The 14,905-nt window shown below is 70.1% G+C and carries 15 protein-coding genes; 10 read left to right on the top strand and 5 right to left on the bottom strand.

The genetic code is table 11. From position 1 onward, the window contains the following. Positions 1-282: 282 nt before the first annotated feature. From BFF76_RS15625 to BFF76_RS15600, 6 genes are all read left to right on the top strand, one after another. Complete coding sequence (locus BFF76_RS15625) at positions 283-720, top strand: DUF3052 domain-containing protein (RefSeq protein WP_031092598.1); 438 nt, start codon at positions 283-285, stop codon at positions 718-720. A gap of 194 nt (positions 721-914) precedes the next feature. After that, complete coding sequence (locus tag BFF76_RS15620; protein ID WP_031092600.1) at positions 915-1,382, top strand: peroxiredoxin; 468 nt, start codon at positions 915-917, stop codon at positions 1,380-1,382. Between the two features lie 255 nt (positions 1,383-1,637). Next, positions 1,638-2,213 (top strand): TerD family protein, encoded by a 576-nt coding sequence (locus BFF76_RS15615; RefSeq protein ID WP_031092601.1) that lies wholly within the window; start codon positions 1,638-1,640, stop codon positions 2,211-2,213. A gap of 151 nt (positions 2,214-2,364) precedes the next feature. After that, positions 2,365-2,940 (top strand): TerD family protein, encoded by a 576-nt coding sequence (locus tag BFF76_RS15610; protein WP_031092602.1) that lies wholly within the window; start codon positions 2,365-2,367, stop codon positions 2,938-2,940. Positions 2,941-3,009: 69 nt separating this feature from the next. Next, complete coding sequence (locus BFF76_RS15605; RefSeq protein ID WP_031092603.1) at positions 3,010-4,161, top strand: DUF475 domain-containing protein; 1,152 nt, start codon at positions 3,010-3,012, stop codon at positions 4,159-4,161. A 151-nt stretch (positions 4,162-4,312) separates the two neighbouring features. Continuing rightward, complete coding sequence (locus BFF76_RS15600; protein ID WP_031092606.1) at positions 4,313-5,047, top strand: TerD family protein; 735 nt, start codon at positions 4,313-4,315, stop codon at positions 5,045-5,047. Positions 5,048-5,080: 33 nt separating this feature from the next. Here the strand turns inward: BFF76_RS15600 and BFF76_RS15595 are convergent, their stop codons facing one another. Beyond that, entirely contained in the window at positions 5,081-5,965 is an 885-nt protein-coding gene (locus BFF76_RS15595) for a TerD family protein (RefSeq protein WP_031092608.1), read from the bottom strand. A gap of 212 nt (positions 5,966-6,177) precedes the next feature. Here BFF76_RS15595 and BFF76_RS15590 point away from each other — a divergent pair, with 212 nt between their 5' ends. From BFF76_RS15590 to BFF76_RS15575, 4 genes are read left to right on the top strand one after another with little or no spacing between them, the layout of a single operon-like run. Then, positions 6,178-7,338, top strand: coding sequence for an HpcH/HpaI aldolase/citrate lyase family protein (locus tag BFF76_RS15590; RefSeq protein WP_031092611.1), 1,161 nt, complete (start codon positions 6,178-6,180; stop codon positions 7,336-7,338). 8 nt (positions 7,339-7,346) lie between these two features. Further along, positions 7,347-9,872: a phosphoribosyltransferase gene (locus tag BFF76_RS15585; RefSeq protein ID WP_199831459.1), complete on the top strand. Its 2,526-nt coding sequence runs from the start codon at positions 7,347-7,349 to the stop codon at positions 9,870-9,872. Between the two features lie 56 nt (positions 9,873-9,928). Beyond that, positions 9,929-10,786 carry an HAD family hydrolase gene (locus BFF76_RS15580; protein WP_031092615.1) on the top strand — a complete coding sequence of 286 codons (858 nt, stop codon included), beginning with the start codon at positions 9,929-9,931 and terminating at the stop codon, positions 10,784-10,786. Positions 10,787-10,845: 59 nt separating this feature from the next. Next, positions 10,846-11,505, top strand: coding sequence for an O-methyltransferase (locus BFF76_RS15575; RefSeq protein ID WP_031092617.1), 660 nt, complete (start codon positions 10,846-10,848; stop codon positions 11,503-11,505). A 16-nt stretch (positions 11,506-11,521) separates the two neighbouring features. On the opposite strand, the gene BFF76_RS15570 is transcribed toward BFF76_RS15575, so the two are convergent. The 4 genes from BFF76_RS15570 to BFF76_RS15555 all read right to left on the bottom strand — a co-directional run bounded on the left by BFF76_RS15570 (position 11,522) and on the right by BFF76_RS15555 (position 14,762). Further along, the gene (locus BFF76_RS15570) at positions 11,522-11,743 is read right to left on the bottom strand and encodes an FmdB family zinc ribbon protein (protein WP_053928507.1); all 222 of its coding nucleotides are present in this window, start codon (positions 11,741-11,743) and stop codon (positions 11,522-11,524) included. A gap of 9 nt (positions 11,744-11,752) precedes the next feature. Beyond that, positions 11,753-12,355, bottom strand: a complete 603-nt coding sequence (locus BFF76_RS15565) for a DUF4383 domain-containing protein (RefSeq protein ID WP_031092621.1) — start codon at positions 12,353-12,355, stop codon at positions 11,753-11,755. 195 nt (positions 12,356-12,550) lie between these two features. Further along, positions 12,551-13,918 carry a hypothetical protein gene (locus tag BFF76_RS15560; protein ID WP_053928506.1) on the bottom strand — a complete coding sequence of 456 codons (1,368 nt, stop codon included), beginning with the start codon at positions 13,916-13,918 and terminating at the stop codon, positions 12,551-12,553. 70 nt (positions 13,919-13,988) lie between these two features. Further along, positions 13,989-14,762 (bottom strand): DUF4097 family beta strand repeat-containing protein, encoded by a 774-nt coding sequence (locus BFF76_RS15555; RefSeq protein ID WP_031092626.1) that lies wholly within the window; start codon positions 14,760-14,762, stop codon positions 13,989-13,991. Positions 14,763-14,905 lie beyond the last annotated feature (143 nt).

Genomic DNA, 14,905 nt, shown 5'->3' with positions numbered 1-14,905 from the left:
ACCATACGCCCAACCCGGCCAAGCGTTCCCAAAGCCCGTTCGAATCCGAATGGCGGAGCGAAACGGCATAAGCTGAGGAAGGACGTAAAGGGTCCGGACACCACTTCCGGCCCCGCAGGAGACATGCCGGCAGTTGCGGTGACGTGGCAGGGAACGTCACCGTTTAGGCGGTCTCGGACGCCGGGTACTTGCGCGATTCGCCGAGCCCGTGTGGACTACGGCCAACGCCCCGCGCACGCGCGTGGCTGAAGCATTTTCCGAAACATGATCAGGAGGCAACCCGTGAGCGCGACCGCGGACCACGCGGAGGAACGGACCAACACGGCCGCAAGGCTTGGGTTCGAACCCGGACAGGTGGTCCAGGAGATCGGCTACGACGACGACGTCGAGCAGGAGCTCCGTGAGGGCATTGAGGCCACAATCGGCCAGGAACTCGTCGACGAGGACTACGACGACGTCGCTGACGTCGTCCTGCTCTGGTTCCGCGACGAGGACGGCGACCTTACGGACGCGCTGGTGGATGCCATTGGTCTGATCGAGGACGGTGGGGCGGTCTGGCTGCTGACGCCCAAGACCGGCCGAGACGGATACGTCGAGCCGAGCGACATCAACGAGGCTGCCCAGACAGCTGGTCTCGCCCAGACCAAGAGCATCAGCGCGGGCAAGGACTGGACGGGCAGCCGTCTGGTCACCCCCAAGGGGGCCCCGGCCAAGCGCTGAGAGCACGTTCATCACCCGAGGACCCCCGACGGCACCACGCGCCGCCGGGGGTCCTCGTACGTGCGCGCACGGGCCTGCCGGGTACGTGACCGCACGGGCATGCCGACATTTCGCGGGGCCGCTGCGTAGGGTGGGTCTCACCCGGACGGCCCAGGCCGGGGAAGTGCGACGTTCGTGAAAGGACGCGTTTTCACATGGCGATCGAGGTCGGCACGAAGGCTCCGGATTTCGAGCTGAAGGACAACCACGGACGGACCGTGAAGCTCTCTGACTTCCAGGGTTCCCACGGTGCCAAGAACGTGGTGCTGCTCTTCTACCCCTTCGCCTTCACCGGCGTCTGCACAGGGGAGCTGTGCGCGCTCCGCGACGAGCTGCCGAGGTTCGAGAACGACGACACCCAGCTGCTCGCCGTCTCCAACGACTCGATCCACACCCTGCGCGTCTTCGCCGAGCAGGAGGGCCTCGAGTACCCGCTCCTGTCGGACTTCTGGCCGCACGGGGAGACCTCGCGGGCGTACGGCGTCTTCGACGAGGACAAGGGCTGCGCGGTGCGCGGCACCTTCGTCATCGACAAGCAGGGCGTGGTCCGCTGGAGCGTCGTCAACGGCCTGCCGGACGCGCGTGACCTGAACGACTACATCAAGGCGCTCGACTCGATCTGATCCGGGGCGTCCGGGGACCGGCTCCGTCCGTTTCCCGAGGCCCTCCCGGGAGCCGGGCCCCGCGTGTGATCCGGGGCCCGGGATGTGGGGGATCCGGGGTTTGCGGCCTCCCGTATCAGGGGATCTCCTGGCGGCGACCGGCCAAAAGCCTGTTTTGGCCGGGAACCGGTCACTAGGATCCAATCGTTGATCCGATGCCAACGCACGACGGGGGCGCTGGTGTCTGCCGGCCCTCTCAATACTTTTGGAGGACTCGTGGGAGTCAGCCTCAGCAAGGGCGGCAACGTCTCGCTGACCAAGGCCGCGCCGAACCTGACCGCGGTCATCGTCGGTCTGGGCTGGGATGCCCGGACCACCACCGGCGGTGACTTCGACCTCGACGCCAGCGCGCTGCTGACGAACGCCGAGGGCAAGGTCGGAAGCGACGGGAATTTCGTCTTCTTCAACAACCTCAAGAGCCCCGACGGCTCGGTCGAGCACACCGGTGACAACACCACCGGTGAGGGCGAGGGCGACGACGAGGTCATCAAGGTCAACCTGGCCGGTGTCCCGGCCGACGTCGACAAGATCGTCTTCCCGGTCTCGATCTACGAGGCCGAGAGCCGTCAGCAGAGCTTCGGCCAGGTGCGCAACGCGTACATCCGCGTGGTGAACCAGGCCGACAACAGCGAGCTCGCCCGCTACGACCTGAGCGAGGACGCCTCGACGGAGACCGCCATGGTCTTCGGCGAGCTCTACCGCAACGGCGCGGAGTGGAAGTTCCGCGCCATCGGCCAGGGGTACGCCTCGGGTCTGCGCGGCATCGCGCAGGACTTCGGCGTCAACGTCTGAGCCGGTCCGGAGGACCCTCCGGACACCTCAGGACCCATCGCGTCCGGCGCCGCACCCGTGCGGCGCCGGACGTTCTCGGCAGGGCACCCCGCGTCCGTCAGGCGTCCGTGCCGAGCCGGAAGACCGTCCATCGACTCGGGGAGGACACACCATGGGCGTCACGCTCGCCAAGGGAGGCAACGTCTCCCTCTCCAAGGCCGCACCCAATCTCACTCAGGTGATGGTCGGGCTCGGCTGGGACGCACGATCCACGACGGGAGCCGACTTCGACCTCGACGCCAGCGCACTGCTGTGCCAGTCGGGCCGGGTCCTCGGAGACGAGTGGTTCGTGTTCTACAACAACCTCACCAGCCCCGACGGCTCCGTCGAGCACACCGGCGACAACCTCACGGGTGAGGGCGACGGCGACGACGAGTCCGTCATAGTGAACCTCACCCAGGTGCCGGCGCACTGCGACAAGATTCTTTTTCCGGTCTCGATCCATGAAGCCGACAATCGCGGGCAGAGCTTCGGTCAGGTCAGCAATGCCTTCATCCGCGTGGTGAACCAGGCGGACGGTCAGGAGCTGGCGCGGTACGACCTCAGCGAGGACGCGTCGACGGAGACGGCGATGATCTTCGGCGAGCTCTACCGCTACGGCGGGGAGTGGAAATTCCGTGCAGTCGGACAGGGGTACGCGTCGGGGCTCCGGGGCATCGCTCTAGACTTCGGGGTCAACGTTTCGTAAAGCCGCGCACGGCGCGGGGGAGCCCCGTACTCACCGGGGGAGACCCTTACACACATGATGGGGTAGCCAGTGGTTCTGAAAACCTTCGGCTGGTCGTTCGCGGTTACCGCGCTCGGCCTGGTCGCAGCGGTGTTCTACGGGGGGTGGCAGGCATTCGGCATCGTCGCGATCCTGTCGGTCCTGGAGATCTCGCTGTCCTTCGACAACGCGGTGATCAACGCCGGAATCCTGAAGAAGATGAGTGCCTTCTGGCAGAAGATCTTCCTCACCATCGGTGTGCTCATCGCGGTCTTCGGTATGCGGCTGGTCTTCCCCGTCGTGATCGTGGCCATCAGTGCCCAGCTCGGACCCATCGAGGCCATTGACCTCTCGTTCAATGACCCCGACCGGTACAAGGAACTGGTGACGGACGCCCACCCGTCCATCGCTGCGTTCGGCGGCATGTTCCTGCTCATGATCTTCCTCGACTTCATCTTCGAGGACCGCGACATCAAGTGGCTCGGCTGGCTGGAGCGCCCGCTCGCCAAGCTCGGCAAGGTCGACATGCTGTCGGTCTGCGTCGCGCTCATCATCCTGCTGATCACGGCCATGACGTTCGCGACCCAGGCCCACCAGCACGGCGGCGGTCACGCGAACAAGGCGGAGACCGTCATGCTCTCGGGCATCGCCGGTCTGATCACGTACCTCGTCGTCGGCGGTCTCTCCGGATTCTTCGAGAACAAGCTCGAAGAGGAGGAGGAGCGTGAGCACGAGGCCGAGGAAGAGGCCAGGAAGGCCGGCAAGCCGGTCTCCGGTGTCGTCCTCGCGGGCAAGGCCGCGTTCTTCATGTTCCTCTACCTCGAGGTCCTCGACGCGTCCTTCTCGTTCGACGGTGTCATCGGCGCCTTCGCCATCACCAACGAGATCGTGCTGATGGCCCTCGGCCTCGGTATCGGCGCCATGTACGTCCGTTCACTCACCGTGTACCTGGTCCGCCAGGGCACGCTGGACGACTACGTCTACCTGGAGCACGGCGCGCACTACGCGATCGGCGCGCTGTCGGTCATCCTGCTCGTCACCATCCAGCACGAGATCAACGAGCTGATCACGGGCATGGTCGGTGTCGTGCTGATCGGCTGGTCCTTCTGGTCCTCGGTCCGGCGCAACAAGCGGCTCGCGGCGGCCGGCGGCGACGGCGGCGACGGCACGGATTCCAAGGCGGAAGTCTCCTCCGGGGTGTGACCCGGTAGGGAATGAGGAACGCTCTCTCTGCGGGGCGGCCCACGGCGGCGGTTCTCCGGGAACACCCGGACCCGGCCCGGTGGCCGCCCCGCAGTGGCGTGGGCCGTACAGCAGGGGCGGGCGGCACTTACCGATACATGTGGGGGTTGGGATGGCCTTCTGGGACGGCCTGTTTCCGCGGCGGGCGTCGCAGTTCGAGTCGGGTAACTCCGTGACGAACGCGATCGTGCTCTCCAAGCGCAACGCCACGGTCTCGCTGAACAAACAGGGCGCGTTGTCGGGCAACCTGCGCGTCAACCTGTCGTGGCGGATGCGTACGTCGGACATCGGCGGCAGGTCGCGGCAGAGCGGCCGGCTGCTGCGTCCGCTGAAGCTCTTCCAGCCCGACGTCGTCCAGGCGCACACCCAGGGCATGGTCAACGTCGACCTCGACCTGGGCTGCATGTACGAACTGGCGGACGGGACCAAGGGCGTCGTGCAGCCCCTGGGCAACCTCATCGGCGACCTGAACGCCTCGCCGTACATCAGGCTCAGCGGAGACGACCGTTTCGGAGCGCCGTCGGGCGAGACCGTCTACGTGAACCTCGACAAGCGCGACGAGATCAAGCGCCTGCTGTTCTTCGTATACATCTACGACCAGACCCCGGCCTTCGACCGTACGCACGCCAAGGTGACGCTCTACCCGGGAAACGGGCCGCGCATCGAGATCGAGCTGGACGAACGGGCCCCGCAGGCCCGCTCCTGCGCGGTCTTCACGGTGGAGAACGTCAAGGGCGAGCTGATCGTGCGCCGCGAGGTGAAGTTCGTGTACGGCTTCCAGTCCGAGCTGGACCGGATGTACGGCTTCGGTATGCAGTGGGGACGCGGCTACAAGACGCGGGCCTGAGTGCGTCCCGTCAAGGGCGGCCGCGCCTCCGGTTCACGACCGGAGGAACTGCGGGCCCTGCGGGGGAAGCACGAAATTCGGGTCGGCGGCGTGTGCCGCCGCCGCTGCGGGCTGCGGGTAGCCGTACGCCGGCTGGGCCGCGGGCTGGGGATAGCCGTAGGCGGGCTGTGGGGCCGCGGTGGGCGGTTGCGGGTAGCCGTAGGCGGGCTGGGGCGCCACGGGCGGCTGCGGGTACCCGTAGGCGGGCTGCTGGTGCTGGACCGTGGCCTGCGAGTCCGGCGCGGGGGCCTCCGGGGCGGGCGGGAAGGACGCGGACGGATCGGGAGCGCCGGGCACGGCCGCCGGGCCGGGCTCGGAGGCCGCCTCGGCCTCGTCCACCGAGATCCCGAAGGCGGTGGCCAGTCCGACCAGGCCCGTCGGGTATCCCTGCCCCACCGCCCGGAACTTCCAGCCGTCGCCGCGCCGGTACAGCTCGCCGCAGATGACCGCGGTCTCCTCGCCCGTCTCGGCCCGCACGTCGAAGACCGCGAGCGGCTCACCGTCGGCGGACGCCGCGTCGTACAGCGATATCCGCAGGTCCGTCACCCGCTCGAACGCCGCCTCGTCGCAGGACGCGGCGATGACCACCTGGTCCACGGAGGGGTCGAGCGAGGAGAGGTCCGCCTCGATCGTGTCCGTGATCCCCTCGGGACCGCTGCGCTTGGGCAGGCGCCGCACGAGGCCCGAAGGGTGCCGCGGCTGGTTGTAGAAGACGAAGTCCTCGTCGGAACGCACCCGGCCGGAGGGATCGATCAACAGGGCGGAGGCGTCCACGTCGGGGACCCCGGCGCCCGGGGTCCAGCGCAGCACGGCCCGTACGGCCATGGCGTCGAGAGGGACGTTCGAGCCCTTCAGCATCGCGTGCGTCATGGCGGTCATCCTGCCTGCTGGAGGGGCGTCCGGACAACGCGGGGGTACGGAACAGTAGGCCAGGCACGGTTCGCGAGGAGCACGCAGGCGCGCCGTGCGCGGTGTGAGATACGCCGGGGACACCCGAAGTTCATATGGCCGGGGAACCGGCGACACCGGTCCGAACGTACTATTACCGGCCATACGTTTATCCGGTCTCTATGGCAGTACGGGGGAACCACATGCGTCATTTCGGGCACATCTCGCCGACTGTCCGGGAGAGTCTGTTCTTCAGGGAGCCCTGCGAATTCGACGCGGCTTCCTCCTCCCACCTGCTCTCGGTGGCGCTGGGCGCCACGCTCTACAGCCCCGCGACGCGGCCCAGGCTCGCCGACGACGTGATCAAGCAGACCGGTCAGGGCGTCGTCTCCATGGTGCTCTGCCTGGAGGATTCCATCGACGACGCCGAAGTGGTCGGAGCCGAGGCCAACCTGGTCCGGCAGTTCGCCGACCTCCACGCGCGGAACGCCGATGTGCCGCTGCTCTTCGTCAGGGTCCGCGAACCGGAGCAGATCACCGACCTCGTGCGGCGGCTCGGAAGCTCCGTCCGATTGTTGTCCGGATTCGTACTACCCAAATTCACGGAAGAGCGGGGCGAGCTCTTCCTGGAAGCTCTCACCGCGGCCGAAGCGGACAGCGGACACCGGCTGTTCGCGATGCCCGTCCTCGAATCTCCCGAGCTGCTGCATCTGGAGACCAGGGGCGAGACGCTCCGGGGAATCGCCCGCACCGTCGACAAGTACCGCGAGCGGATCCTGGCACTGAGGCTCGGTGTCACCGACTTCTGCTCCGCCTACGGTCTGCGCCGGGCCCCCGACATGACGGCGTACGACGTCCAGATCGTCGGGGCCGTCATCGGCGACGTCGTCAACATGCTGGGCCGGGCGGACGGCACCGGCTTCACCATCACCGGGCCCGTCTGGGAGTACTTCCGCCTCCAGGAGCGGATGTTCAAGCCCCAGCTGCGCCGCAGCCCCTTCATGGGGCAGGCCGAGGAGCTGCGCGCCGCGCTCATCGAGCACGACCTCGACGGGCTGCTGCGCGAGATCGATCTGGACCGGGCCAACGGACTGCTGGGCAAGACCTGCATCCACCCGTCGCACGTCCTGCCCGTGCACGCGCTGTCCGTCGTCAGCCACGAGGAGTACACCGACGCGCAGGACATCCTGCGGCCGGAGCGGGGCGGCGGCGGAGTGCTGCGCTCCGCGTACACGAACAAGATGAACGAAGTGAAGCCCCACCGCGCCTGGGCCGAGCGGACCCTGCAGCGGGCCGAGGTCTTCGGAGTCGCACGCGAGGACGTCGGCTTCGTGGAGCTCCTGGCCGCCGGCGTGACGGCCTGAGCACGGACATGGACGAACGTGGGCGGGCACACGAGCCCCTACGGGAAGAAGAGGCAGTGGACGTGGAGTGGTCGGGTAACTGGGTCGCGGAGCGGCTCGGGGTAGAGCTCGCAGGCGACGGGGAGATCCGGGAGCTGCTGGGCCTCGCCCTGCGCCGCAACCCGAAGCGGGCCCATCTGCTCGTGTCGAACATCCTGGGAAAGCACGTGCCGCAGCGGCCGTCCGTGGTCCACGGTGCGGGCTTCGAGCTCGGCGAACGGGTACGCGACCTCCTGGGCGAGGCGGAGGCCCGACGCGCGGTGGTCCTCGGCTACGCGGAGACGGCGACAGGCCTCGGCCACGCCGTCGCGGACGGGCTCGGGGTGGCCACGTACCTCCACTCGACCCGGCGCCCCGTCGCCGGGGTCGCGCAGGCGGGCGGCTTCGAGGAGGCGCACTCGCACGCCACCTCCCACCTGCTGCTGCCCGAGGACCCGGACCTGCTGGACGCCACCGCCGAGGGCTCGCCGCTGGTCCTGGTCGACGACGAGTTCTCCACCGGCAACACCGTGCTCAACACCGTCAGGGCGCTCCACGCCCGCTACCCCCGGGACCGGTACGTCATCGTCGCCCTGGTGGACATGCGGTCCGAGGCCGACCAGGGGAGGCTCGCCGAATTCGCCGAGGAGATCGGAGCCCGCGTCGACCTGGTGGTGCGTGCCCGTGGCACCGTGCGCCTGCCGGACGGGGTCCTGGAGAAGGGCCGGAGCCTGGTGGCCGCGCACGAGGCCGACGACACCGCGGGCGAACCGCCGGCGCCGCGGTCCGCCCCGGCACGCGTCACCCTCGACTGGCCGGCCGGCGTACCCGACGGCGGGCGCCACGGCTTCACCCCCGTGCACCGGGCGGCCCTGGAAGCCGCGCTCCCGGCCATGGCCGGGAGCATCGCCGACGCCCTCGGAGATGCCCGGCGGGTACTCGTCCTCGGCTTCGAGGAGCTGATGTACGCGCCGCTGCGGCTCGCCACCGCGCTGGAGGACGCCACCACGGCCGACGTCCGCTACTCCACCACCACCCGCTCACCCGTCCTCGCCGTGGACGACCCCGGCTACGCGATACGCAGCCGTCTCGTCTTCCCGGCCCACGACGACCCCGCCGACGGGGCGGGGGACCGGTACGCCTACAACGTCGCCGGGGCCGGCTTCGACGCCGTCGTCGCCGTCGTCGACTCCACCGCGGACACCCCGGCGCTGCACGCCCCCGACGGACTGCTGGCTCGGCTCGCCGGGCACACCGACCAGGTACTGCTCGCGGTCGTCCCGTCGTACGTCCCGTCGCCCACCGCGGACGGACCGGCGTCGCCGGACCCCGACACGGTCCGGTCGCCGGCCTCGCAAAGGCAGGAAGACGCCATGCTGCCCGAACCCCTCCGGGGCCCCGACTTCTCCTCCTACGCGGCGGACGACGTCGGCTGGCTCCTCCAGGACCTCTCGGACACGCCCCTGGAGGCGCCCACCGAGGAGCGCGAAGAGGCGATCCAGAGCGGCGGCGCGCACTACGCCGAATCGCTGCCCGTCGAATACCAGCCGAGCCCCCAGTACCAGGAGCTGTTCAAGGCCGCCCTGGACACCTCGGCGGCCCGTATCGCCCGGGCCGTCGGCACCGTCACCGAGACCGTCCTCGCCGAACGGGGCCCCCGCCCCGTCCTGGTCTCACTCGCCCGGGCCGGCACCCCGGTCGGCGTCCTCATGCGCCGATGGGCCCAGCACCGGCACGGCCTCGACCTTCCGCACTACGCCGTCTCCATCGTCCGGGGCCGCGGCATCGACGCCAACGCCCTGCGCTGGCTCGCCGCCCACCACGACCCGGCGGACGTCGTCTTCGTCGACGGGTGGACCGGGAAGGGCGCCATCACCCGCGAACTCGCGGCGGCGCTCGAGGACTTCGGGGGCTTCAACCCGGAGATCGCCGTACTGGCCGACCCGGGTGGCTGTGTGCGGACCTACGGCACGCGCGAGGACTTCCTCATCCCGTCCGCCTGCCTCAACTCCACGGTGTCCGGGCTGATCTCCCGTACGGTCCTGCGCGCGGACCTGGTCGGCCCGCACGACTTCCACGGCGCGAAGTTCTACCGTGAACTCGCCGGCACCGACGTCTCCGGCCTGTTCCTCGACACGGTCGCCGCCCGCTTCGACGAGGTCGCCGACGCCGTGGACGCCGAGGCCAAGGAACTGCTCGCCGCGGACCGCGCCCCCACCTGGGAGGGCTGGGCCGCCGTGGAGCGGATCAGCGAGGAGTACGGCATCCACGACGTGAACCTGGTGAAGCCCGGCGTAGGCGAGACGACCCGGGTGCTGCTGCGCCGCGTTCCCTGGAAGATCCTGGCCAAGCGGGGGGCCGGCGCCGACCTCGACCACGTACGGCTGCTCGCCGAGCAGCGCGGCGTCCCGGTCGAGGAGGTCGGAGAACTCCCTTACACCTGCGTCGGGTTGATCCACCCCAAGTACACCCGCGGCGCCACCGGCGCGGACGGCACGGCGGTGACGGAGAAGTGAGCGAAACCGTGAGCACACCCGTGAACGCGCCTCTGGACGCCCCCGCGCCCGAGCCCATGAAGGAGGCCCCCGTGCACGGGACCCCGGACGCCCCCGTGACTCTGGTGGCCAGTGACCTCGACCGCACCCTCATCTATTCGGCGGGGTCCCTCCAGCTGACCATGCCGGACGAGCAGGCCCCGCGCCTGCTCTGTGTGGAGGTGTACGGCCACGCCCCCCTCTGCTACATGACGGAGACGGCCGCCGCGCTGCTCGACGAACTGGCCCGCACCACGGTGTTCGTCCCGACCACCACCCGGACCCGGGAGCAGTACGGGCGCATCCACCTGCCAGGCCCCGCCCCCCGGTACGCCATCTGCGCCAACGGCGGACACATCCTGGTCGACGGCGTCTCCGACCCCGGCTGGCACGACCACGTGCTCCGCCGGATCGCCGGCGAGTGCGCCTCCCTCGCCGAGGTCCGCGCCCACCTCCAGGCCGCTGCCGACCCCGCCTGGCTGCTCAAGGAACGGGTCGCGGAAGACCTCTTCGCCTACCTCGTCGTCGACCGCGCCGCGCTTCCCGAGGGGTGGGTGAAGGAGCTGGCCGCCTGGGCGGACGTCAAGGGATGGACCGTCTCCCTGCAGGGCCGCAAGATCTACGCCGTGCCCAAGCCGCTCACCAAGAGCGCCGCGATGCACGAGGTGGCCCGCCGGTGCGGTGCCACGCTTACGCTCGCCGCCGGTGACTCGCTCCTGGACGCGGACCTGCTGCTCGCCGCCGACCGGGCCTGGCGCCCGGGCCACGGCGAGCTCGCCGACTGCGGCTGGGGCGCACCCAACACCGAGGTGCTCCGGGAGCGGGGCGGCGCCGCGGGCGAGGAGATCCTGCGCCGTTTCCTGCGAGCCGCCGACCCCCGGCGGGCGGGTCGCTGATCGTCGGCGGGCGATCCCCGGCAAGCTGGTGGGTGACGCCGCGAACCGAGGAGACGCTGATGACCAAAGGCAACAGCACCAAGATCACCGATGAGCTGTACGCCTACACGCTGGCCCACAACCCGCCGCTCGACGCGGTGCAGCACGAGCTCGTGGAGACGACCTACGCCGAGCTGCCCAGCGTCGCGGGCATGCAGTCGGCGCAGGAGCAGGGGCCGCTCCTCGCCTTCCTCGTCCGGCTGACGGGGGCCCGTCACATCGTCGAGGTCGGCACCTTCACCGGCTTTTCGGCGCTGTCGATGGCCCAGGCGCTGCCCGCCGACGGGATGCTGGTCGCCTGCGACATCTCCGAGGAGTGGACGGCGTACGGCCGGGAGGCATGGAAGAGGGCGGGCGTCGCCGACCGGATCGACCTGCGCATCGCGCCCGCGCTGGACACCCTGCGCTCGATGCCGGCCGGGCCGCACATCGACATGGCCTACCTGGACGCGGACAAGGGCAACTACATCGCCTACTGGGAGGAGCTGGTCCCGAGGATGCGCCCCGGCGGGCTCGTCGTGACCGACAACGTCCTCTTCCACGGAGGCGTCACCGACCCGCTGGCCACCGGGGACGCCGCGGCCATCAGGGGCTTCAACGACCATGTGGCCGCCGACACCCGGATGGACAGCGTGCTGCTGACCGTGGCGGACGGGCTGACGCTCTCGCGCAGGAAGTAGCGGCCGCGCCGCGGGGTCAGCCGCAGCAGCCGCCACCGCAGCAGCCGCCACCGCCACCGCCCGCGGGGGCGGAGACCGGCGCTGAGGACGCCGAGCCGCCCACCGCCACGGTGGAGAGCAGCTTCACGGTGTCCTCGTGCCCGGCGGGGCAGGACGCGGGATCGGACGACTCGGCCATGGGACGGCTGAGCTCGAAGGTCTCGCCACAGGGGCGGCAGCGGTACTCGTAACGGGGCATGGCCCCAGATTAGAGCCTCTTCCCCCTGGTGACCTCGGGCATCGGAGCGGGAGCCCGGCGCTCGTGCCGTGCGGCCTCCTCGGGGTGGCGGGCACGCCAGTACGGATTGTCGTGCCTCAGGCCGCCGCTGACCCTCCCGTACATGCCGAACGTCATGAGCAGCAGCCCCGCGATGAAGCTGAACAGGACGTTCTGCATCTGGAAGGCCAGGAAGTTCATGCTGCTGTCCAGCAGAGCCAGGTTCACGAACCCGCTGATGATGAAGGCGATGCCCAGGACCATGTTCAGGGTCGAGGCGAAGTTCCCGCCGATGACCATGCCGACGAAGAGCAGCAGCCCGGCACAGATGGACAGGATGCTCAGCGCGCCGTTGGTGTTGAGCCCCGCCACCGTGTCGCCGCCGGTGTCGAAGAAGCCGATGCGGTCGATGAGGCCCAGGACGCCGAAGGCGACGAGGAGCAGGCCCATCAGACCCGCCCCCACGCGGTAGAAGCGGCTCAGGCTGTGGTCCACGGGAAGGTGTTCGTCGAGGCGGATGGCCTTGCGGCGTACGGGCGTGCCACGGGCGGACATGCCGCGTCGGCGCGGGGGGTGCAGGACGGGTGCGGCCATGACGGCCTCCTTCGGCCGAGTACGGCCAGTGACGCCTCGGCGGAAGCCGCTGCGTACTACCAGGATCGGCCCACCGGCCGCGGTGGACAAATCAGGGCTTGTCGGGCGGGCTCGCGCGACCCGCCCGACGGGTCCCCTGAACGGAATCGCTTCGGCGGGGGTGCGCAGGGGGCGACTGAGGGGCCGGGCGCCCTCTCAGGCGCTGCCTCCCAGCTCCTCGCGGATCGCGGAGACCACCCTGTTCGCGGTCTGCCGGACGGCCTCGGATTCGGTGAGGAAGTGCCAGTAGTCGGGATGGCGCTCGTCGAGCCCGGCGACCGCCCGGTCCAGCCGCGCCACGGCGTCGTCCAGCGGACGGGCATGGCGCGGGTCGGGTGTGTTCCGCCCCGCCATCGCGAGGCGCTGGGCGTCCCGGATCGCGAACCGGGTGCGGTCGATCTCAGCCTGCGGGTTCTTGGCCACCGCGTCGAGGCGCTGCAGCCGGTCACCGGCGGCGGACACCGCCTCGTCGGTCGCGTTGAGCAGCGCCCGGACCGTACTCAGCCGGGACGTGGCATCGGCCCAGCGCTGCTCGGACCGCGCCTCGGCGGCCTCCGCCAGCTTCGCCTCGGCCTGCCGGACATTCACCGCCGCCTGCTCGGGAACCGGCTGCAGGTCCTGCCAGCAGGCAGCGGAGAAGCGCCGCCGGAGCTCGCTGAGCACCGGCTCGACCTGCCCGGCACGCGTCGTCAGCGCCTGGGCGCGGGTGCGCAGCGACACCAGCCTGCGGTCGATCTCGGCGGCCCGCTCGGGAAGCCGGTCCGCCTCCGACCTGACCGCCTCGGCGTCCCGCAGCACCTGGTCCGCACGCTGCAGTGTCTCGGCCACGCCGTGCTGCCCGGCGCCCTGGTTGAGCTTGGTCAGCTCCGGGGCGAGAGCCGCGAGCCGGGCGGCGAGATCGTCCGCCCGCAGCCCGGAGGCGCGTACGGCGTCCAGGGCGTTGCTCGCGGCGAGCAGCGTCTGGCGGGCCCGCTCCACCGCGGGGGCGAGCCGCGCGAGCTGGGTCTCCGCGCTGCTGAGCAGTGTCCCGAGCCCCTGTGCGAACCGGTCGAGCTCGCCCTTCACCCGGTCGAGCTCGTCCTTGGCCCGGGTCAGCTGGGTCCGCGCACCGGCCGCCGCCGAGGGTTCCAGATCGTCCCGGTCGAGGTCATGGGCGTCGACGGCGGTGATGTACTGATGGCTGACCTCGTCGATCCGCCGGCCCAGCGCCGCGAAGTCCTCCGCCGCCTGGCGGGCGCGGGGCGAGCTGTCCACGGCGGTGATCGTCTCGATCGAGATCCGCAGATCGCGCTGAGCGGTGTCCAGCTCGTAGAAGGCGGCGGCCGCCGCGTCCTTCGCCACCTGTGCGTCGGCCCGCTGGTTCTCCCCGCGCCCCCCGAACCAGCGCCGCGTGCCCCCGCCCGCGAACGTGCCCGGCAGCGCCGCGACGACCAGGGGCACCGGCAGCAGCATCAGCACCAGGACGTCCCTGACGGCGGAACCAGCACTCGCTTTCCCCTGCGGCCGCGTAGGTGTCGCCGTCACATCCCTCTCCCGTGCCGATCCGCCCTGCCCGGTTCATTCTCGCACCAGTTAGGACGAACGCACGGGCCGGTTAGTTCGCGCTTCGTACGGTGACTTCGCCGTTGTCGCTGCGCGCCTTCACCACGTGCCTGCTGCTCTCGCTGCGGGGCACGTCGACGGAGACCTCACCGTTGTCGGCCTCCGCGGACACCGCGTACGTGTTCTTCCCGGCCGGCAGGTCGATGGAGATGCTCCCGTTGTCACTGACGGTGTCCACGAGGTCCGGGACCCGGGTGAGTCCGATCCGGACCGACCCGTTGTCGGAGCGCGCAATCACGGAACCGCCCGAGACCCGCTGGGCCTCGATCGAGCCGTTGTCGGCGTGCAGCTCCAGCGGACCGGAGACGTCACGCACATCGACCCCGCCGTTGTCGGCGGAGATCTTCAGCGGAACGTCGAATCCGGCCGCGGTGACCTCCCCGTTGTCCCCCTGCACGGTCAGAGCCATCCCCCGGGGCACCTTCACCTGGTGGTACGCCTCGCAGTTGCTGATCATCGCCCGGCACTTCACCTCGAGCCTGAGCTCGTCCCCCTCCAGCTTCCACACGGGGTCCGGCCCGCTGCCCAGCACGACCCACCCGTCGACCCGGCGGGTCACCTCGATCTGATCCACGTCGGCGGGCACGAGGTCCAGGACGGAGTTCTCGGCGTCGATGGTGAGCGCCTTCCCGCTGAAGGCGAACGACTTGTGCTCTGCGGGGGCGTCCTCCGCATCCGTACTGCCACAGCCACTGAGCGCCGCGACGAGAAGCACGGTCCCGGCGGTGGCGACGAGGGCGTCGGTGCGTCGTGTACGGATGGTCATGATGTCTGGTCCCCCTGAGAGCTGTGCCGATGTCGCTCCACCGTATGTACGGGCCCACCCCCGGCACGATCCGGACGGCTACCGTCTCCGGGGTGGGGATATCCCCCGCACCGGCACTCGCGGGCGGGGCGGCACCGTGGGGT

It is taken from the genome of Streptomyces mutomycini, from assembly GCF_001700505.1.
GTDB classification, from domain to species: Bacteria; Actinomycetota; Actinomycetes; order Streptomycetales; family Streptomycetaceae; genus Streptomyces; species Streptomyces mutomycini.
This window is presented reverse-complemented; position numbering and strand designations above follow the sequence as displayed.

Coding starts and splice junctions, on each gene's coding strand:
- BFF76_RS15610 (WP_031092602.1), top strand. CDS start 2,365: ATGGGCGTCACGCTCGCCAAGGGAGGCAACGTCTCCCTCTCCAAGGCC.
- BFF76_RS15585 (WP_199831459.1), top strand. CDS start 7,347: ATGGACGAACGTGGGCGGGCACACGAGCCCCTACGGGAAGAAGAGGCA.
- BFF76_RS15580 (WP_031092615.1), top strand. CDS start 9,929: ATGAAGGAGGCCCCCGTGCACGGGACCCCGGACGCCCCCGTGACTCTG.
- BFF76_RS15555 (WP_031092626.1), bottom strand. CDS start 14,762: ATGACCATCCGTACACGACGCACCGACGCCCTCGTCGCCACCGCCGGG.
- BFF76_RS15565 (WP_031092621.1), bottom strand. CDS start 12,355: ATGGCCGCACCCGTCCTGCACCCCCCGCGCCGACGCGGCATGTCCGCC.
- BFF76_RS15600 (WP_031092606.1), top strand. CDS start 4,313: ATGGCCTTCTGGGACGGCCTGTTTCCGCGGCGGGCGTCGCAGTTCGAG.
- BFF76_RS15590 (WP_031092611.1), top strand. CDS start 6,178: ATGCGTCATTTCGGGCACATCTCGCCGACTGTCCGGGAGAGTCTGTTC.
- BFF76_RS15570 (WP_053928507.1), bottom strand. CDS start 11,743: ATGCCCCGTTACGAGTACCGCTGCCGCCCCTGTGGCGAGACCTTCGAG.
- BFF76_RS15620 (WP_031092600.1), top strand. CDS start 915: ATGGCGATCGAGGTCGGCACGAAGGCTCCGGATTTCGAGCTGAAGGAC.
- BFF76_RS15595 (WP_031092608.1), bottom strand. CDS start 5,965: ATGACCGCCATGACGCACGCGATGCTGAAGGGCTCGAACGTCCCTCTC.
- BFF76_RS15575 (WP_031092617.1), top strand. CDS start 10,846: ATGACCAAAGGCAACAGCACCAAGATCACCGATGAGCTGTACGCCTAC.